General features: G+C 70.6%; 19 protein-coding genes, 1 pseudogene and 1 riboswitch. Of the genes and pseudogenes, 19 read left to right on the top strand and 1 reads right to left on the bottom strand.

Annotated features, from left to right (window positions below):
• The 11 genes from map (at position 1) to truA (ending at position 6,865) form a co-directional block, all read left to right on the top strand.
• Positions 1-834 (top strand): type I methionyl aminopeptidase, encoded by an 834-nt coding sequence (map, locus tag KXC43_RS16030; RefSeq protein ID WP_221376850.1) that lies wholly within the window; start codon positions 1-3, stop codon positions 832-834.
• A 37-nt stretch (positions 835-871) separates the two neighbouring features.
• Positions 872-1,306 (top strand): DUF1707 SHOCT-like domain-containing protein, encoded by a 435-nt coding sequence (locus tag KXC43_RS16025; RefSeq protein WP_255644133.1) that lies wholly within the window; start codon positions 872-874, stop codon positions 1,304-1,306.
• A 28-nt stretch (positions 1,307-1,334) separates the two neighbouring features.
• Complete coding sequence (locus KXC43_RS16020) at positions 1,335-1,958, top strand: DUF1707 SHOCT-like domain-containing protein (RefSeq protein ID WP_255644132.1); 624 nt, start codon at positions 1,335-1,337, stop codon at positions 1,956-1,958.
• A 234-nt stretch (positions 1,959-2,192) separates the two neighbouring features.
• The gene (infA, locus tag KXC43_RS16015; RefSeq protein ID WP_007073013.1) at positions 2,193-2,414 is read left to right on the top strand and encodes a translation initiation factor IF-1; all 222 of its coding nucleotides are present in this window, start codon (positions 2,193-2,195) and stop codon (positions 2,412-2,414) included.
• 54 nt (positions 2,415-2,468) lie between these two features.
• Positions 2,469-2,585, top strand: coding sequence for a 50S ribosomal protein L36 (gene rpmJ, locus KXC43_RS16010; protein WP_015619018.1), 117 nt, complete (start codon positions 2,469-2,471; stop codon positions 2,583-2,585).
• Between the two features lie 150 nt (positions 2,586-2,735).
• On the top strand, positions 2,736-3,116 hold the full coding sequence (gene rpsM, locus KXC43_RS16005; RefSeq protein ID WP_221376849.1) for a 30S ribosomal protein S13: 381 nt from the start codon (positions 2,736-2,738) through the stop codon (positions 3,114-3,116).
• Between the two features lie 17 nt (positions 3,117-3,133).
• Positions 3,134-3,541, top strand: coding sequence for a 30S ribosomal protein S11 (gene rpsK / locus KXC43_RS16000; RefSeq protein WP_014440747.1), 408 nt, complete (start codon positions 3,134-3,136; stop codon positions 3,539-3,541).
• A 16-nt stretch (positions 3,542-3,557) separates the two neighbouring features.
• Complete coding sequence (gene rpsD / locus KXC43_RS15995; RefSeq protein WP_221376848.1) at positions 3,558-4,184, top strand: 30S ribosomal protein S4; 627 nt, start codon at positions 3,558-3,560, stop codon at positions 4,182-4,184.
• Positions 4,185-4,271: 87 nt separating this feature from the next.
• Positions 4,272-5,294 carry a DNA-directed RNA polymerase subunit alpha gene (locus KXC43_RS15990; protein ID WP_221376847.1) on the top strand — a complete coding sequence of 341 codons (1,023 nt, stop codon included), beginning with the start codon at positions 4,272-4,274 and terminating at the stop codon, positions 5,292-5,294.
• 38 nt (positions 5,295-5,332) lie between these two features.
• Positions 5,333-5,923, top strand: coding sequence for a 50S ribosomal protein L17 (gene rplQ / locus KXC43_RS15985; protein ID WP_221376846.1), 591 nt, complete (start codon positions 5,333-5,335; stop codon positions 5,921-5,923).
• Positions 5,924-6,052: 129 nt separating this feature from the next.
• Positions 6,053-6,865 (top strand): tRNA pseudouridine(38-40) synthase TruA, encoded by an 813-nt coding sequence (gene truA, locus KXC43_RS15980; RefSeq protein ID WP_221376845.1) that lies wholly within the window; start codon positions 6,053-6,055, stop codon positions 6,863-6,865.
• A 7-nt stretch (positions 6,866-6,872) separates the two neighbouring features.
• Here the strand turns inward: truA and KXC43_RS15975 are convergent, their stop codons facing one another.
• Entirely contained in the window at positions 6,873-7,790 is a 918-nt protein-coding gene (locus KXC43_RS15975; protein ID WP_221376844.1) for a hypothetical protein, read from the bottom strand.
• Between the two features lie 96 nt (positions 7,791-7,886).
• Between KXC43_RS15975 and KXC43_RS15970 the strand changes: the two genes are divergently transcribed.
• The 8 genes and pseudogenes from KXC43_RS15970 to thiD all read left to right on the top strand — a co-directional run bounded on the left by KXC43_RS15970 (position 7,887) and on the right by thiD (position 14,422).
• On the top strand, positions 7,887-8,501 hold the full coding sequence (locus KXC43_RS15970) for a class I SAM-dependent methyltransferase (RefSeq protein ID WP_221376843.1): 615 nt from the start codon (positions 7,887-7,889) through the stop codon (positions 8,499-8,501).
• 32 nt (positions 8,502-8,533) lie between these two features.
• A complete protein-coding gene (locus tag KXC43_RS15965; protein WP_221376842.1) occupies positions 8,534-10,180 on the top strand; it encodes an ABC-F family ATP-binding cassette domain-containing protein in 1,647 nt (548 codons plus the stop codon).
• 34 nt (positions 10,181-10,214) lie between these two features.
• A riboswitch (TPP riboswitch) is annotated at positions 10,215-10,326 on the top strand.
• 14 nt (positions 10,327-10,340) lie between these two features.
• Positions 10,341-10,907 (top strand): thiamine phosphate synthase, encoded by a 567-nt coding sequence (locus KXC43_RS15960; protein ID WP_308129123.1) that lies wholly within the window; start codon positions 10,341-10,343, stop codon positions 10,905-10,907.
• Positions 10,900-11,904, top strand: a complete 1,005-nt coding sequence (gene thiO, locus KXC43_RS15955; RefSeq protein WP_221376840.1) for a glycine oxidase ThiO — start codon at positions 10,900-10,902, stop codon at positions 11,902-11,904. The genes KXC43_RS15960 and thiO overlap by 8 nt, the downstream gene beginning before the upstream one ends.
• Entirely contained in the window at positions 11,904-12,107 is a 204-nt protein-coding gene (gene thiS, locus KXC43_RS15950; protein ID WP_221376839.1) for a sulfur carrier protein ThiS, read from the top strand. Before thiO ends, thiS begins: the two co-directional genes overlap by 1 nt.
• A gap of 2 nt (positions 12,108-12,109) precedes the next feature.
• Positions 12,110-12,853 carry a thiazole synthase gene (locus KXC43_RS15945; protein ID WP_221376838.1) on the top strand — a complete coding sequence of 248 codons (744 nt, stop codon included), beginning with the start codon at positions 12,110-12,112 and terminating at the stop codon, positions 12,851-12,853.
• 106 nt (positions 12,854-12,959) lie between these two features.
• Positions 12,960-13,511, top strand: a pseudogene (locus KXC43_RS15940) (thiamine phosphate synthase); the annotation flags it as partial.
• 149 nt (positions 13,512-13,660) lie between these two features.
• The gene (gene thiD / locus KXC43_RS15935) at positions 13,661-14,422 is read left to right on the top strand and encodes a bifunctional hydroxymethylpyrimidine kinase/phosphomethylpyrimidine kinase (protein ID WP_221376836.1); all 762 of its coding nucleotides are present in this window, start codon (positions 13,661-13,663) and stop codon (positions 14,420-14,422) included.
• The last annotated feature ends 25 nt before the right edge of the window (positions 14,423-14,447 follow it).

Genomic DNA, 14,447 nt, shown 5'->3' with positions numbered 1-14,447 from the left:
GTGCGCCGTCCCCAGCTGGACATTCAGCTGAAGACTCCGGAGCAGATCGGGAAGATGCGCGGCGCCGGCCTCGTCGTCGCCGCCGCGCTGCAGGCCATGCGTGAGGTCGTGGCCCCCGGTGTCTCGACCGCCGACCTCGACGCGATCGCCGAGAAGGTGATCCGCGACGCCGGTGCGGTCCCGTCGTTCAAGGGCTACCACGGCTTCCCGGCCTCGATCTGCGCCTCGGTCAACGAGCAGGTCGTGCACGGCATCCCCAGCGCCGGGCAGGTGCTGCGCGAGGGCGACCTGATCTCGATCGACTGCGGCGCGATCCTCGACGGCTGGCACGGCGACTCGGCGATCACCGTCGGCGTCGGCGCGACCGACCCGGCACTGCTCAAGATGGCCGAGGTCGCCGAAGAGGCGATGTGGGCCGGCATCGCCGCCGCGGCCCGCGGTTCGGCCAACGGCCGGGGCAGGCTCACCGACATCTCGTTCAACGTCGAGAAGACGGTCCGCAAGGCGGGCCGGTACGGCATCGTCGACGGCTACGGCGGGCACGGCATCGGCACCGAGATGCACCAGGACCCGCACGTGCTCAACCACGGCAAGCCCGGCAAGGGCCCGCGCCTGGTGCCCGGCCTGTGCCTGGCCATCGAGCCGATGATCACGCTGGGCTCGCCGCGGACGGCCGAACTGGCCGACGGCTGGACCGTGGTCACCCGCGACAACTCGATCGCAGCCCATGTCGAGCACACGATGTGCCTGCTGGAGGACGGCGTCTGGGTGACCACCGCGGTCGACGGCGGCCGGGCCCGGCTCGGCGATCTGGTCACCGCACGCCAGTCCTGACTACCGGGGGATGGTTCTCTCGGGCATGCTGGGACGCATGGGTCGGGATGACATGCGTGCCGGTGACGGCGACCGCAAGGCAGTCGCGGAACAGCTGAAGACCGCGCTCGACGAGGGCCGTCTCGACCTGCACGAGTACGACGAGCGCCTGCAGCGCACCTATGCGGCCAAGACTTACGGCGACCTCGACGGCCTGCTCGACGACCTGCCCGGCACCATCCCCGTGCAGCGCGCGCAGGTGCAGCCGGCCACCTCGGCGCCCTCGCCGGTAGCCGCCAAGGGCGCCGGCCCGGGCCGGCAGAACCAGCACTGGGTGGGCCCCTACGCGGGCGTGGTGCTCGTCTGCACGCTGATCTGGTTGGTGACGAGCATCGCGTCGGGCGAACTGCTGTACTTCTGGCCGGTCTGGATGCTGATCCCGCTGATCCTCGGCTTCTTCGGTCAGCGGCACGGCGGCGGCCGCGAGCGCTGACTGGGCGGACTGGATCGGAAGTGCCACCATGGCTGATGTGAGCCGGGAGCAGATGCGCGCCGCCGACGACGACCGCCGGCAGGTCGCCGACCAGTTGCGCCTCGCGCTCGAGGAGGGTCGCCTCGACCTCACCGAGTACGACGAGCGCATCCAGGGCGCGTACGCGGCCAAGACGTACGCCGAGCTCGACCGGCTGCTGACCGACCTGCCGAACACCGCTCCGCTCGTACCGACCCAGCCGGCCGCGGTGGCCGTGCCGGCGTCCGAGGGCCTGCGGTCAGCCTGGCTGGGGCACGTCTGGGTCCCGTGGGCCAAGGCCGCGACGTTCTTCACCCTGATCTGGGGTGTCACCGCGCTGGCAAGCACCGAGGCCATCTTCTACTGGCCGGTCTGGATCATCGGGCCGTGGGGCGTCGTGCTGGTGTTCCGCACGATCGGCGGCCTGGCCTCGGGCGAGCCCCGCAAGCACGCCGCCGAGGCGGAACACCGCCGCCGGCTGCGGGAGCACAAGCGCGACCGCAAAGCGCTCTACTCCCGGGCCATCGCGGCGGGGGAGCTGCCCGACAAGCCGACCAAGGAGCAGCGTAAGGCGTTCATCGCCGAGGCAGTGGCCCGCGGCGACCTGCCGCCGAAGCCTCGACGGGAGCAATAACGCTATATGTCCGGTTTTCCGGGCAGCGACACACCCGACCACGGGTAACGGCGACCTCGGTTTGGTGTCGCCGTGCAGGCGCGCGTACACTGGCTAGCTGGCGCGCAGCGCCCACTCCCGCATGTCCTCAGCGCTTCGAGGGCGAGTGGGAGCCGCGGCTGGTCCGGGTCGGTGACGACCCGGGTAAGGCGTTGTGCAGCTAACCCCGAACCCCAGTGTCAGGTAGCGGAGGACATGCCTAAGAAAGACGGAGCCATCGAGATCGAGGGCCGCGTGATCGAGCCCCTGCCGAACGCAATGTTCCGCGTTGAGCTCGCCAATGGTCACAAGGTACTTGCACACATCTCAGGCAAGATGCGGCAGCACTACATCCGCATCCTTCCCGAGGACAGAGTCGTCGTCGAGCTTTCGCCGTACGACCTCACCCGTGGGCGAATCGTCTACCGCTACAAGTAACCGGGGGACGGGAAGGATCCAGTGAACCCGTCCGACTGAGAGTTAAGGCAAACCGTGAAGGTCAAGCCGAGCGTCAAGCGGATCTGCAACAACTGCCGGGTCATCCGGCGGCATGGCCGCGTCATGGTCATCTGCAAGACCGACGCGCGCCACAAGCAGCGCCAGGGCTGAGTCCCGCAACGCTGCCAGATCCGGCATCACGAACAAGCTCGTCCCAGCCACGCAAGTGGCACACCCCCGGCGCGGAGGCCGGGGCCCGTCCGGGCAGACGGGGTGGGAGGGGCACAGACCTCCGAACGATTCTGAGGAGTACGCCCGCTTATGGCACGTCTCGTCGGCGTTGATCTTCCCCGTGAAAAGCGGATGGAGATCGCGCTCACCTACGTCTACGGAATCGGTCGCACCCGCGCTGTCGAAGCACTGACCGCCACCGGGATTGACCTGAACAAGCGCGCCAAGGACCTCACGGACGAGGAGCTGGTCCAGCTCCGCGACTACATCGAGGGCAATTTCAAGGTTGAAGGTGACCTTCGCCGCGAGGTCGCCGCGGACATTCGCCGCAAGGTCGAGATCGGCTCTTACGCCGGCATCCGCCACCGCCGGGGTCTCCCCGTGCGGGGTCAGCGCACCCGGACCAACGCGCGTACGCGCAAGGGCCCGAAGCGCACGGTTGCAGGTAAGAAGAAGCCGGGTCGGAAGTAATAGGAGCGCACTGACTTATGCCACCGAAGGCACGCGCTGGGGCCGCCGTCAAGAAGGTCCGGCGCAAGGAACGCAAAAACGTCGCCCACGGGCAGGCGCACATCAAGAGCACCTTCAACAACACCATCGTGTCGATCACCGACCCGACCGGTGCGGTCATCTCCTGGGCCTCGTCCGGCCAGGTGGGCTTCAAGGGCTCCCGCAAGTCGACCCCGTTCGCCGCGCAGCTGGCCGCCGAGGCCGCCGCTCGCCGGGCGATGGAACACGGCATGCGCAAGGTCGACGTCTTCGTCAAGGGTCCCGGCTCCGGCCGTGAGACCGCGATCCGCTCGCTGCAGGCCGCCGGCCTCGAGGTCGGGCAGATCAGTGACGTCACGCCGCAGCCGCACAACGGTTGCCGTCCGCCGAAGCGCCGCCGGGTCTAAGGGAGAGACAAGAAGCATGGCTCGTTACACAGGGGCGGACTGCAAGCGCTGCCGCCGCGAGAAGATGAAGCTGTTCCTCAAGGGCAGCAAGTGCGACGGGCCCAAGTGCCCGTTCGAGTCGCGTCCCTTCCCGCCCGGCCAGCACGGCCGTGGCCGGACCAAGGAGACCGAGTACCTGCTCCAGATGCGCGAGAAGCAGAAGGCTCGCCGCGTCTACGGAGTGCTCGAGAAGCAGTTCCGCGGTTACTACGAGGAGGCTGTCACCAAGCCCGGCAAGACCGGTGAGGTGCTGCTGCAGATCCTCGAGTCGCGTCTCGACAACGTCGTCTACCGGGCCGGCCTCGCGCAGTCCCGGGACATGGCCCGCCAGCTGGTCAAGCACGGCCACTTCCTGGTCAACGGCGTCAAGGTCGACATCCCGTCGTACCGCGTCAAGGAGCACGACATCGTGACCACGCGCGAGAAGTCGAAGGAGATGACCCCCTTCGTCGTCTCTCAGGCTCAGGCCGGGCAGCGTCCCGTGCCGGCGTGGCTCGAGCCCATCCCGAGCGAGATGAAGGTTCTCGTTCACTCGCTCCCGGCCCGGGCTGTCATCGACACCCAGGTCCAGGAGCAGCTGATCGTCGAGCTCTACTCCAAGTAGCGCTCTGCCGGGGGCGCCGTCGGGCGCCCCCGGTGCATCAACGGAAGGCCATCAAATAGCGGATGGCCCGACAGAAAGAAGAACAGCGTGCTCATCAGCCAGCGGCCGTCCCTCTCCGAGGAGTCGATCAGCGAGACCCGCTCCCGGTTCACCATTGAGCCTCTGGAGCCGGGCTTCGGTTACACCCTCGGCAACTCGCTGCGGCGGACCCTGCTGTCGTCCATCCCGGGCGCGGCGGTCACCAGCATCAAGATCGACGGCGTCCTGCACGAGTTCACCACGATCCCCGGTGTCAAGGAGGACGTGGTCGAGCTGGTCATGAACGTCAAGGAGCTGACCGTCAGCTCCGAGCACGACGAGCCGGTCAGCATGTACCTGCGCAAGCAGGGGCCGGGCGACGTCACCGCCGGTGACATCCAGCCCCCGGCCGGCGTGTCCGTGCACAACCCCGACCTCAAGCTGGCCACGCTCAACAGCAAGGGCCGGCTCGACATGGAGCTCACCGTCGAGCGGGGCCGTGGCTACGTCACGGCGGCGCAGAACAAGAGCGCCGGCGCCGAGATCGGCCGCATCCCGGTCGACTCGATCTACTCGCCGGTCATGAAGGTGACCTACCGCGTCGAGGCGACCCGTGTCGAGCAGCGCACCGACTTCGACCGCCTGATCATCGACGTCGAGTCCAAGGCTTCCATCTCGCCGCGCACCGCGCTGGCCTCGGCCGGCTCCACGCTGGTCGAGCTGTTCGGCCTGTGCCGCGAGCTGGACGAGACCGCCGAGGGCATCGACATCGGCCCGTCGCCGCAGGACGCGCAGCTCGCTGCCGACCTGGCCCTGCCGATCGAGGAGCTGGACCTCACCGTCCGGTCGTACAACTGCCTCAAGCGCGAGGGCATCAACGCCGTGGGTGAACTCATCGGGCGGACGGAGGCCGACCTTCTGGATATAAGGAATTTCGGTCAGAAGAGCATCGACGAGGTCAAGATGAAGCTCGCCGGTATGGGCCTGGGCCTCAAGGACAGCGCGCCGTCCTTCGACCCCGCGCACGTCGTGGACTCGTTCGGCGACGTGGATTACGACACCGACGATTACCGCGAGACCGAGCAGCTCTAAGAGCCCGGCCGCCCCGCCTTAACAAGGAGCATTAAGAAATGCCCACGCCCACCAAGGGAGCCCGCCTCGGCGGCAGCCCGGCGCACGAGAAGCTCATCCTGGCCAACCTGGCCACCGAGCTTTTCCGGCACGGGAAGATCAAGACCACCGAGGCCAAGGCGCGCCGGCTGCGCCCCCTGGCTGAGCAGCTCATCACCAAGGCCAAGCGTGGCGACCTGCACAACCGTCGCCGGGTGCTGGCCACGGTGAAGGACAAGGACGTCGTGTACGCCCTGTTCGAGCAGATCGCTCCGCGTTACGGCAACCGGCCGGGTGGCTACACCCGCATCACCAAGACCGGCCCGCGCAAGGGTGACGCCGCTCCCATGGCCGTCATCGAGCTGGTCGAGGAGCTGCAGGTGGCGGCGACCACCGCGCCCGCCAAGAAGGCGGCCCGCAAGGCCACCGCCCAGCAGGACAAGGTGGAGGCGCTGGCCCGCGAGGACGAGGCTCCGGCTTCGACCTCGACCGCGGTGGGCACCGAGGCCACCACGGATCAGGACGCCGAGCCGCCGGTGAGCGCTTCCGGCGACAAGGGCGCCGAGGGCCCTGGCGACAAGGCCGAAGGCGAAGACACCGACGCCAAGTAGTTTCGCGAATTGAGCCCGGCACCCGTTGGTGTCGGGCTCTTTTCATGTACGAGTTCTGGTGCACACAAATTTGGCGGAGTGGTCCCCGGCGCCGTTGGTGGTTCGGGCCGAGGAGGGGTGCGGCGGCTCATGAAATCCATCCGCTTGCGACTGGACGTCTCGTACGACGGTGCGGACTTCTCGGGGTGGGCGGTCCAACCCGGCCGGCGGACGGTGGCCGGCGTGCTCGTCGAGGCGCTGGGGCGGCTGGTCGGTGTGGACACTGCCCTCGGGCTGACGGTCGCCGGACGTACGGACGCGGGTGTTCATGCCTCGGGTCAGGTGTGCCATGTGGATCTGCCGCTCGATGCCTGGGAGCAGCTCGAATCGTCGTTGTTGCGGCGGCTGGCGGCTCTGATGCCGGGGGACGCCCGGGTGAAGGCGATCGCGCCGGTGCCGGAAACGTTTGACGCTCGGTTCTCGGCCACGTATCGGCGGTACGAGTACCGGGTGGCGGACACCGTGTGGGGGCCGGAGCCGTTGCGGCGGCACGACACCATTCACTGGGTGCGGCCGCTCGACGTGGATCGGCTCAGCGCCGCCTCGTACGGGCTGACCGGGGAACACGACTATGCGGCGTACTGCAAGCGCAAGGAGCACGCGACGACCGTCCGGGCGATCACCAGCCTCGACTGGCGGCGTGATCCGGACGGGGTCGTCGTGGCCACCGTGCAGGCCGACGCGTTCTGCCAGTCGATGGTGCGCAGCCTGGTCGGGGCATTGCTGGCCGTGGGCGACGGGCGGCGCGACCCGGGATGGCCGTCGACGCTGCTCACCCTGTCGGAACGCTCCAGCGCGGTCACGGTGGCGCCGGCGCACGGCCTCACGCTGATCGCGGTCGGCTACCCGGACGAGAGCGACTACGCCGTACGGGCCGAAGCCACCCGACGCCTCCGGGCTTAGGAAGCTTTCAGGAAGCGGCGAGCACGCCGGGCGGCTGTGGGGGAGCCGCCTGGTGGCCCAGCACCGAACCGCTGAGGTGGGTGTCGACAAGCTCGGCGGTGATCCGGGCCGCGTACGGATCGTCGGCCGGCACGACCTGCCCGTCGGGCCGGGTGATCACGCAGTAGAGCAGGAAGTTGCCGCGGGTGCGCCAGCCGACCTGCGCGGTCGACGAGTCGCCGGGGCCGGCCGGGATCGAGGTGAACCCGCCGTCCCCGCTCTCGACCAGCCCGCGCACCAGGTCGTCGACCGCGGCGGCGCCGGCCGCGTCGGCCAGGGTGAACACCCCGGCGGTGACCTGGTAGCCGCCGTACGGCGCGGTGATCCCGGCCCGTACCACCTCGCTGCAGCCGCGCCCCACGAGCGCCGCGCCCAGCTTTCCGGACGTGGCCGTGCGGCAGTCGGCGTCGAGGTGGCGCATCTCGATCCGGTAGGCCCCCGTGGCGCCCGCCGGTCGGAGTTCGTCACCCGGGAAGACCTCCCCGCGAGCCGGCGTGGCCGGCGCCATCGGAATCACCGACTGCCGCTGATGCCGGTCCGAGGCGAGCACCAGGAAGCCGATGGTCAACGCGAGGCCGAGCAGGATCACGCCGGCGATGCCCTGGGTGAGCCAGAGCACCGCCCGCTGCGGTTCGACGGCGGACCGGCGCCGGGCGGTGATGCGCCGAACCCGTGGCCGGGGCGACGCCACCCGCCGCTTGCGTGGGGGCGGTGCCACCACCCGCCGGCCGCGCAGCTGGGGCAGCGCCACCCGCAGGAGGCCCGAATGGGGTGGCGCCGGCGGCGGCCGGTGCTGGCCACCCGATCCGATGCCGCGGACCAGGAGCACCAGGCCGCCGTCGGCGGTCGCGCGGTGGGCTGGACGAGGAGGGGTGCCGTACCGCATGGCGACCACGCTAGGAGCGCACCGTGATCTATGAACGCACAGATTGTGCGGCACCCCGCCGAACGTCCGCGCGTTATCCGGCGGCAGACTGGTGCGGTGACCGCCGACCATTACTTCAGCGCCGAGCCCGCCGCGCCCGAGGTGCGCAGTGAGATCGTGTTCAACGTCGCGGGCCGCGACTACCGGCTGACCGTCGCGGCCGGGGTGTTCAGCGCGGGCCGGCTCGACCCGGGCACCGCCGTGCTGCTGCGCAAGGGTGACCTGCCGACTGCCGCGATCGCCGGCACGTTCCTCGACCTCGGCTGCGGCTACGGGCCGATCGCCTGCGTGCTGGCGTCCGAGGCGCCGCGGGCCGTGGTGCACGCGGTCGACGTGAACTCGCGCGCCCGCGAGCTGACCGCGCTGAACGCCGGGGCGCTGGGCCTGGCCGACCGGGTGCGGGTGGCCGCGCCCGACGACGTGCCGGCCGACGTGACGTTCGACCAGATCTGGAGCAACCCGCCGACCCACGTGGGCAAGGCCGAGTTGCGGGCGCTGATGGAGCGCTGGTTGCCCCGGCTCGCGCCGGACGGGGTGGCCTGGCTGGTGATCAACCGGAATCTCGGTGGTGACTCGCTTCACGCCTGGCTCGTCGACAGCGGCTGGTCGGTCGAACGTATCGCCAGCCAGCGGGGCTTCCGCGTGCTCCGGGTCGAACGAAAAACCGACTGACGTTCCCGGCCGCGGCCGGGATGATGACGGCCATGGGTTACGTGGATGTCGCTGGGGCCGGATTTGTGCTGCCCGACGGGCGCCGGCTCTTCGCCGACGTCGCGTTCCGGGTCGGTGAGGGAGCCAAGGTCGCGCTGGTCGGGCCGAACGGCGCGGGCAAGACGACGCTGCTGCGCATGGTGGCGGGTGACCTCGCGCTGCCCGAGGGCACGATCGCGCGGTCCGGTGGGCTCGGCGTGATGCGCCAGTTCATCGGCATGATCGGCGACGACCGTACGCTGGAGGATCTGGCCCTGTCGCTGGTGAAGCCCGAACTCGGGGCGGCAGGCGACCGGCTGGCCCGGGCCGCGGCTGCGCTCGACGAGACCGAGCGCACCCAGTTGGCGTACGCGAATGCCCTGGCCCATTGGGGTGAGGCCGGGGGCTACGACATCGAGGTGCTCTTCGACACCGTGGCTGTGGCCATCCTGGGCAAGCCGTGGGACGAGGTGCGGCACCGTCCGGTTCGGACCCTCTCGGGCGGCCAGCAGAAGCGTTTCGCGCTCGACCTGCTGCTGCGCGGCGACGACGAGGTGCTGCTGCTCGACGAGCCCGACAACTTCCTCGACGTGCCGGGCAAGCGCTGGCTCGAGACGCGGCTGCGTGAGTCGTCCAAATCTGTGCTCTATGTCTCGCACGACCGGGAACTGCTCGCTCAGACGGCCGACCGGGTGGTGGCGGTCGAGGGCGGCAGCGCGTGGACCCATCCGGGCGGCTTCGCGTCGTGGCACGAGGCCCGCGTGCACCGTCACGACCGGATGGAGGAGAACCGCCGCCGCTGGGACGAGGAACACCAGAAGCTCAAGGATCTGGTGCTGTCGCTCAAACAGAAGGCGACCTTCAACGACGGCATGGCCTCGCGCTACCAGGCCGCACAGACCCGCCTGCGCAAGTTCGAAGAGGCCGGCCCGCCGCCGACGCCACCCAAGGAGCAGTCGCTGCGCATGAACCTGCGCGGCGGCCGTACGGCGAAGCGCGCGGTGATCTGCGAGCAGCTCGAGATGGAAGACCTGACGTTCCCGTTCGACCTGGAGATCTGGTACGGCGACCGGGTGGCCGTGCTGGGGGCCAACGGCACCGGCAAGTCGCACTTCCTGCGCCTGCTGGCGGCCGGCGGCAGCGACCCCGAGGCCGAGAACAAACCGGTCGACGGCGCCCCGCTGGCCCACGTCGCGCACAACGGCGTCGCGCGGCTCGGTGCCCGGGTCCGGCCGGGCCACTTCTCGCAGACCCACGACCGGCCCGAACTACTCGGACGCACGCTGGTCGAGATCCTGTGGCGCGGCGACGACCACCGGTCCGGAATGGATCGGGCGGGCGCGATGAAGGCGCTCAACCGGTACGAGCTGGCCGAGCAGGGCGACCAGCGGTTCGGCACGCTCTCGGGCGGTCAGCAGGCGCGTTTCCTGGTGCTGCTGCTGGAGCTGTCGGGCGCGACCGTGCTGCTGCTCGACGAGCCGACGGACAACCTCGACCTGGCCTCGGCCGAGGCCTTGGAGGAGGGGCTGCGTCTGTTCGAGGGCACTGTGATCGCGGTCACTCACGACCGCTGGTTCACCCGCTCGTTCGACCGCTTTGTGCTCTTTCAGAACGACGGTGAGGTCGTCGAGACCCCCGAACCAGTTTGGGACGTGCGCTAGCGCGCAGAGCGACGGACCGGTTATGGTCCGAGACGAACAACCCCACGGGAGTCCGGTGCACCGGGCTGAGAGGGGGGCTGACGCGGCCCCCGACCGTCGAACCTGATCCGGATCATGCCGGCGCAGGGAGGAGCGTCCGTTGTCGTTTCCGCGTTTACATATCGTCACCGACTCGCTCGACGTCGTCCGGGGCGTGCTCGGGCACGGCCCGGTGGCCGTCCAGATCAGAGTCAAGACCAACGACCGCGCGGCGTACGCCCTGACGGTCGCCGCTCTCGAGCTGTGCCGCCCGGCCGGGGCGCCCTGCCTGGTCGACGACCGGGTCGGGGTGGCGCTGGCGGCCGGCGCCGACGGGGTCCACGTGGGCGCCGACGACCTGCCGGTGGCCGCCGCCCGGCGCGTGCTCGGGCCGCATGCGATCCTCGGCGCGACCTGCCGCAACCCCTCCGCCGCCCGCGCCGCCGTCGCGGACGGCGCCTCGTATCTCGGCGTCGGGCCGACGTTCACGACGACCAGCAAGAGCGGGCTGCCCGATCCGATCGGTCCCGAGGGGGTCGCGGCGATAACGCGGGCCGTGCCGGGAACGCCGGTGATCGCGATCGCGGGCATCACACCGGAACGGGTGGCTCAGCTCGACTGCTACGGCGTGGCCGCGATCTCGGCGGTCGCCGCGGATCCCGCGGGCGTGACAGCGGAGTTCCTGAAGGCGCTGGCGTCCGATGAGTGACATCGCGATCATCGGGGGCGGCATCATCGGGCTGGCCATCGCCTCGCGGCTGGTCGACCGGGGCGCCGACGTGACGGTGTTCGACGGCGGCGACGAGGGCGCCTGGCACGTTGCGGCCGGCATGCTCGCGCCCGGCGGCGAATCCGAGCACGAGGACCCGCGGCTGATCCGGCTGTTCGAACGGTCGGCCGAGCTGTGGCCGGGCTTCGCGGCCGGGCTGGGCGTCGACGTCGGCTACGACGACACCGGCACGCTCGGCCTCGCCATGACGGCCGACGACGTGGCCGAGCGGTCGCGCCTCTGGAGCGGGCAGCAACTGCCCCTGCTGCGCCCGTCCCAGCTGCGCGAGCTGGAACCGGCGCTTTCTCCCCGCGTACGCCTGGGGACTCTCGCCCGGGCCGAGCGCCAGGTCGACCCGCGCAAGGTGGTGGCCGCCCTCCGCGACCGCCTCGGCTCGCGGGTGGTCACCAAGCGGGTCGACTCGCTGTCCGATGTAGAGGCGCAGACGGTGGTCGTGGCGGCCGGCTGCGGCACCGCCGCGCTCACCGGGTTGCCCGTGCGGCCGGTGAAGGGTCAGGTGCTGCGGTTGCGGGGTGAGCCCGGGCTGCTGCGGCACGTGCTGGACGCGGCGGTCGACGGTCGCGAGGTCTACCTCGTGCCGCGCGCGGACGGCGAGATCGTGGTCGGCGCGACCCAGGAGGAGCGCACCGACCGGCTGATCACCGCGGGTGGCGTCCACGAGCTGCTGCGCGCCGCCCTCGACCTGGTGCCGGCGCTGGCCGAGTTCGAGCTGACCGAGACCACCGTCGGGCACCGGCCCGGTAGCCCCGACAACGCGCCCCTGCTGGGCCGCCTGGACGAGCGCGTGATCGTGGCGGCCGGGCATTTTCGCAACGGCATCCTGCTGACGCCGGTCACCGCCGAGCTCGTCGCCGACCTGGTGCTCAACGGCGAGGCCGATCCCATGCTGGCCGACTTCTCACCCCGGAGGTTCTGATGCGGCTGACGGTGAACGGGCGCAGCTCCGACGGTTTCGTGCGCGATCTGTCCGTACGGGAACTGGTCGAGACGATCACCGAGGCCCGGCGCGGCGTGGCGGTCGCGGTCAACGGCGAAGTGGTGCCCCGCTCGACGTGGGAGGCCATGGCCCTGGCCGAGGGCGACTCGGTCGAAGTGCTCACCGCGGCGCAGGGAGGCTGACGATGCTGTTCGGCAAGTCACGACTGATCCTCGGGACCGGCGGGGCGAACAGTCTGGCCGCGCTCGAGCAGGCGATCGTCGCCTCCGGAACCGACCTGGTGACGGTGGCGCTCCGCCGGGTCGACGCAGCCGGCCCCGGGCTGCTGCCGATGCTCGACCGGCTCGGCGTGCGGGTGCTCCCCAACACGGCCGGCTGCTACACGGCGGGCGACGCGGTGAAGACCGCCCACCTGGCCCGGGACGCCTTCGAGACCGACCTGATCAAGCTCGAGGTGATCGGCGACGAGCGGACCCTGCTGCCCGACGGGATCGAGCTGCTGCGGGCCGCGGAACAGCTGGTCGGCGACGGCTTCACTGTGCTGCCGTACACCAGCGACGACCCGATCCTGGCCCGCCGCCTGGCCGACGTGGGCTGCGCGGCGGTGATGCCGGCCGGGTCGCCGATCGGCTCCGGGCTGGGCATCTCGAACCCGCACCACATCCGCCTGATCCGGCAGAGCGTGGACGTTCCGGTGGTGCTCGACGCGGGCATCGGCACGGCCTCGGACGCGGCGCTCGCCATGGAACTGGGCTGCGACGCGGTGCTGATCGCGAGCGCGATCACCCGCTCCGAGGACCCTGGGGCGATGGCTGAAGCCATGCGGCACGCGGTGATCGCGGGCCGGCTGGCCTTCACGGCGGGACGGATCCCGCGACGGTTCCACGCTCTGGCCTCCACTTCGGACGACGGGCTGGCCCAGTGGTGACGCTTCGCGGGCCCGTGGTGCTGACCGATTCCGTCGAAGGGCCGGTGCGGTGGTCGACGCCTAGCGGGCCCGTGGTGCTGACCGGTTCGGTCGAAGGGCCGGCGCGGTGGTGACGCCGGGCGGGCTCGTGGTGCTCACCGATCGGCGGCTCGCGGCCGGGTCTGTCGTCGAGGTGGTGCGGGCTGCGGTTCGCGGGGGTGCGTCGTGGGTCATCCTGCGCGAACGAGACCTGCCGTACGAGCCTCGGCTGCGGCTGGCGACGGAGCTGCGCGACGTTGTTCCGGCCGGGCGGTTGATCGTCGCCGGGCCTGACCCGCTGGGCGGTGACGCGGTTCATCTGGCCGAGCGCGACCCGCTGCCGACCGGCGGTGTGCGGTTGGTCGGGCGTTCACGGCACGGTCGGCTGTCCGATGAGGACTATGCGACGCTCTCGCCGATCTGGCTGACGGAAACGAAACCGGGGTACGGCCCGGCGTTGGGCCCAGCGGCTGCGGCTCGGCTGGCAGGTGGTGTGCCGTGGCTGGCCCTCGGGGGGATCGACTCGGCGGCCCGGGCCGCGGAATGTGCGGCGGTGGGGGCGGCCGGGGTCGCTGTGCTGGGCGCGATCATGCGATCCGGTGATCCGGAACGGACGGCGGCTGAGTTGACCGAGGGGTTCGCTTCCGGCGTTGCCGGCCCGGGCCGTTCGGGCTGCGATTCGCTGGTCGACGCCGCCGCCCCACCCAGGGTGGGGAGACTATCGGGGCGCGCTGGAAAACGGCTGAAGTTGTCCACAGGCTCGACGGGGCGCCGGTCGGTGAGGTCGAAGTGACGCCGCCGGTGGTGTTGACGATCGCCGGGTCCGATTCCGGTGGGGGAGCGGGGATTCAGGCCGACCTCAAGACGTTCGCGGCGCTCGGAGCGTACGGCGTCTCGGTCATCACGGCCGTAACAGCGCAGAACACGCTCGGCGTCACCGCCATCCACCCGATCCCGATCGACGTGGTGGCGGCTCAGTTGAACGCGGTGCTCGACGACTTCCCGCTGGCGGCGGTCAAGGTCGGCATGATCGGCGACCCGGCGGTGGCCGAGCTGATTCTGGACCGGGCCGACCGGCTGCCCAACCTGGTGGTCGATCCGGTGCTGGTCGCCACGTCGGGAGCCCGGCTGGCTGAGACCGCCTCGGTGGCGCCCCTGGTGGCGTACCCGTGTCTGTTGACTCCGAACCGGCACGAAGCCGCCGCCCTGGTCGGAAGGGTGATCGAGACGGCCGAGGAGATGGCCGTCGCGGCGGAGGAGCTGGTCGGGCGGGGCGCGCGGGCGGTGGTGGTGACCGGTAGCGAGGGGGCGGTCGACGTTCTGCGCTTCGACGGGACGACCGAGGTCTTGCGTGGGGAGCCGGTGCGTACGGAGAACAACCACGGATCGGGCTGCACCTTCTCGTCGGCGATCGCGGTGCGGCTGGCCGCTGGTGATCCGGTGCCGACGGCCGTACGGAATGCCAAGTCCTATGTGACCGCAGCGCTCCTCGGTGGGCGCGACTGGCGGCTGGGCGACGGACACGGGCCGCTGGACCACTTCGTTTTCTAGGGAGTCGGCAAGAGGCGGCGCCGGG

The sequence above is a fragment of the Paractinoplanes polyasparticus genome, from assembly GCF_019710575.1.
Lineage (GTDB): Bacteria > Actinomycetota > Actinomycetes > Mycobacteriales > Micromonosporaceae > Actinoplanes > Actinoplanes polyasparticus.
This window is presented reverse-complemented; position numbering and strand designations above follow the sequence as displayed.

Excerpts from the sequence above, each read along its gene's own strand:
- KXC43_RS15945 (WP_221376838.1), top strand. The coding sequence starts at position 12,110 with ATGCTGTTCGGCAAGTCACGACTGATCCTCGGGACCGGCGGGGCGAAC.
- rpsD (WP_221376848.1), top strand. The coding sequence starts at position 3,558 with ATGGCTCGTTACACAGGGGCGGACTGCAAGCGCTGCCGCCGCGAGAAG.
- KXC43_RS15965 (WP_221376842.1), top strand. The coding sequence starts at position 8,534 with ATGGGTTACGTGGATGTCGCTGGGGCCGGATTTGTGCTGCCCGACGGG.
- truA (WP_221376845.1), top strand. The coding sequence starts at position 6,053 with ATGAAATCCATCCGCTTGCGACTGGACGTCTCGTACGACGGTGCGGAC.
- KXC43_RS15975 (WP_221376844.1), bottom strand. The coding sequence starts at position 7,790 with ATGCGGTACGGCACCCCTCCTCGTCCAGCCCACCGCGCGACCGCCGAC.
- thiO (WP_221376840.1), top strand. The coding sequence starts at position 10,900 with ATGAGTGACATCGCGATCATCGGGGGCGGCATCATCGGGCTGGCCATC.
- KXC43_RS16020 (WP_255644132.1), top strand. The coding sequence starts at position 1,335 with ATGGCTGATGTGAGCCGGGAGCAGATGCGCGCCGCCGACGACGACCGC.
- rplQ (WP_221376846.1), top strand. The coding sequence starts at position 5,333 with ATGCCCACGCCCACCAAGGGAGCCCGCCTCGGCGGCAGCCCGGCGCAC.
- thiS (WP_221376839.1), top strand. The coding sequence starts at position 11,904 with ATGCGGCTGACGGTGAACGGGCGCAGCTCCGACGGTTTCGTGCGCGAT.
- rpsK (WP_014440747.1), top strand. The coding sequence starts at position 3,134 with ATGCCACCGAAGGCACGCGCTGGGGCCGCCGTCAAGAAGGTCCGGCGC.
- infA (WP_007073013.1), top strand. The coding sequence starts at position 2,193 with ATGCCTAAGAAAGACGGAGCCATCGAGATCGAGGGCCGCGTGATCGAG.
- rpsM (WP_221376849.1), top strand. The coding sequence starts at position 2,736 with ATGGCACGTCTCGTCGGCGTTGATCTTCCCCGTGAAAAGCGGATGGAG.
- KXC43_RS16025 (WP_255644133.1), top strand. The coding sequence starts at position 872 with ATGGGTCGGGATGACATGCGTGCCGGTGACGGCGACCGCAAGGCAGTC.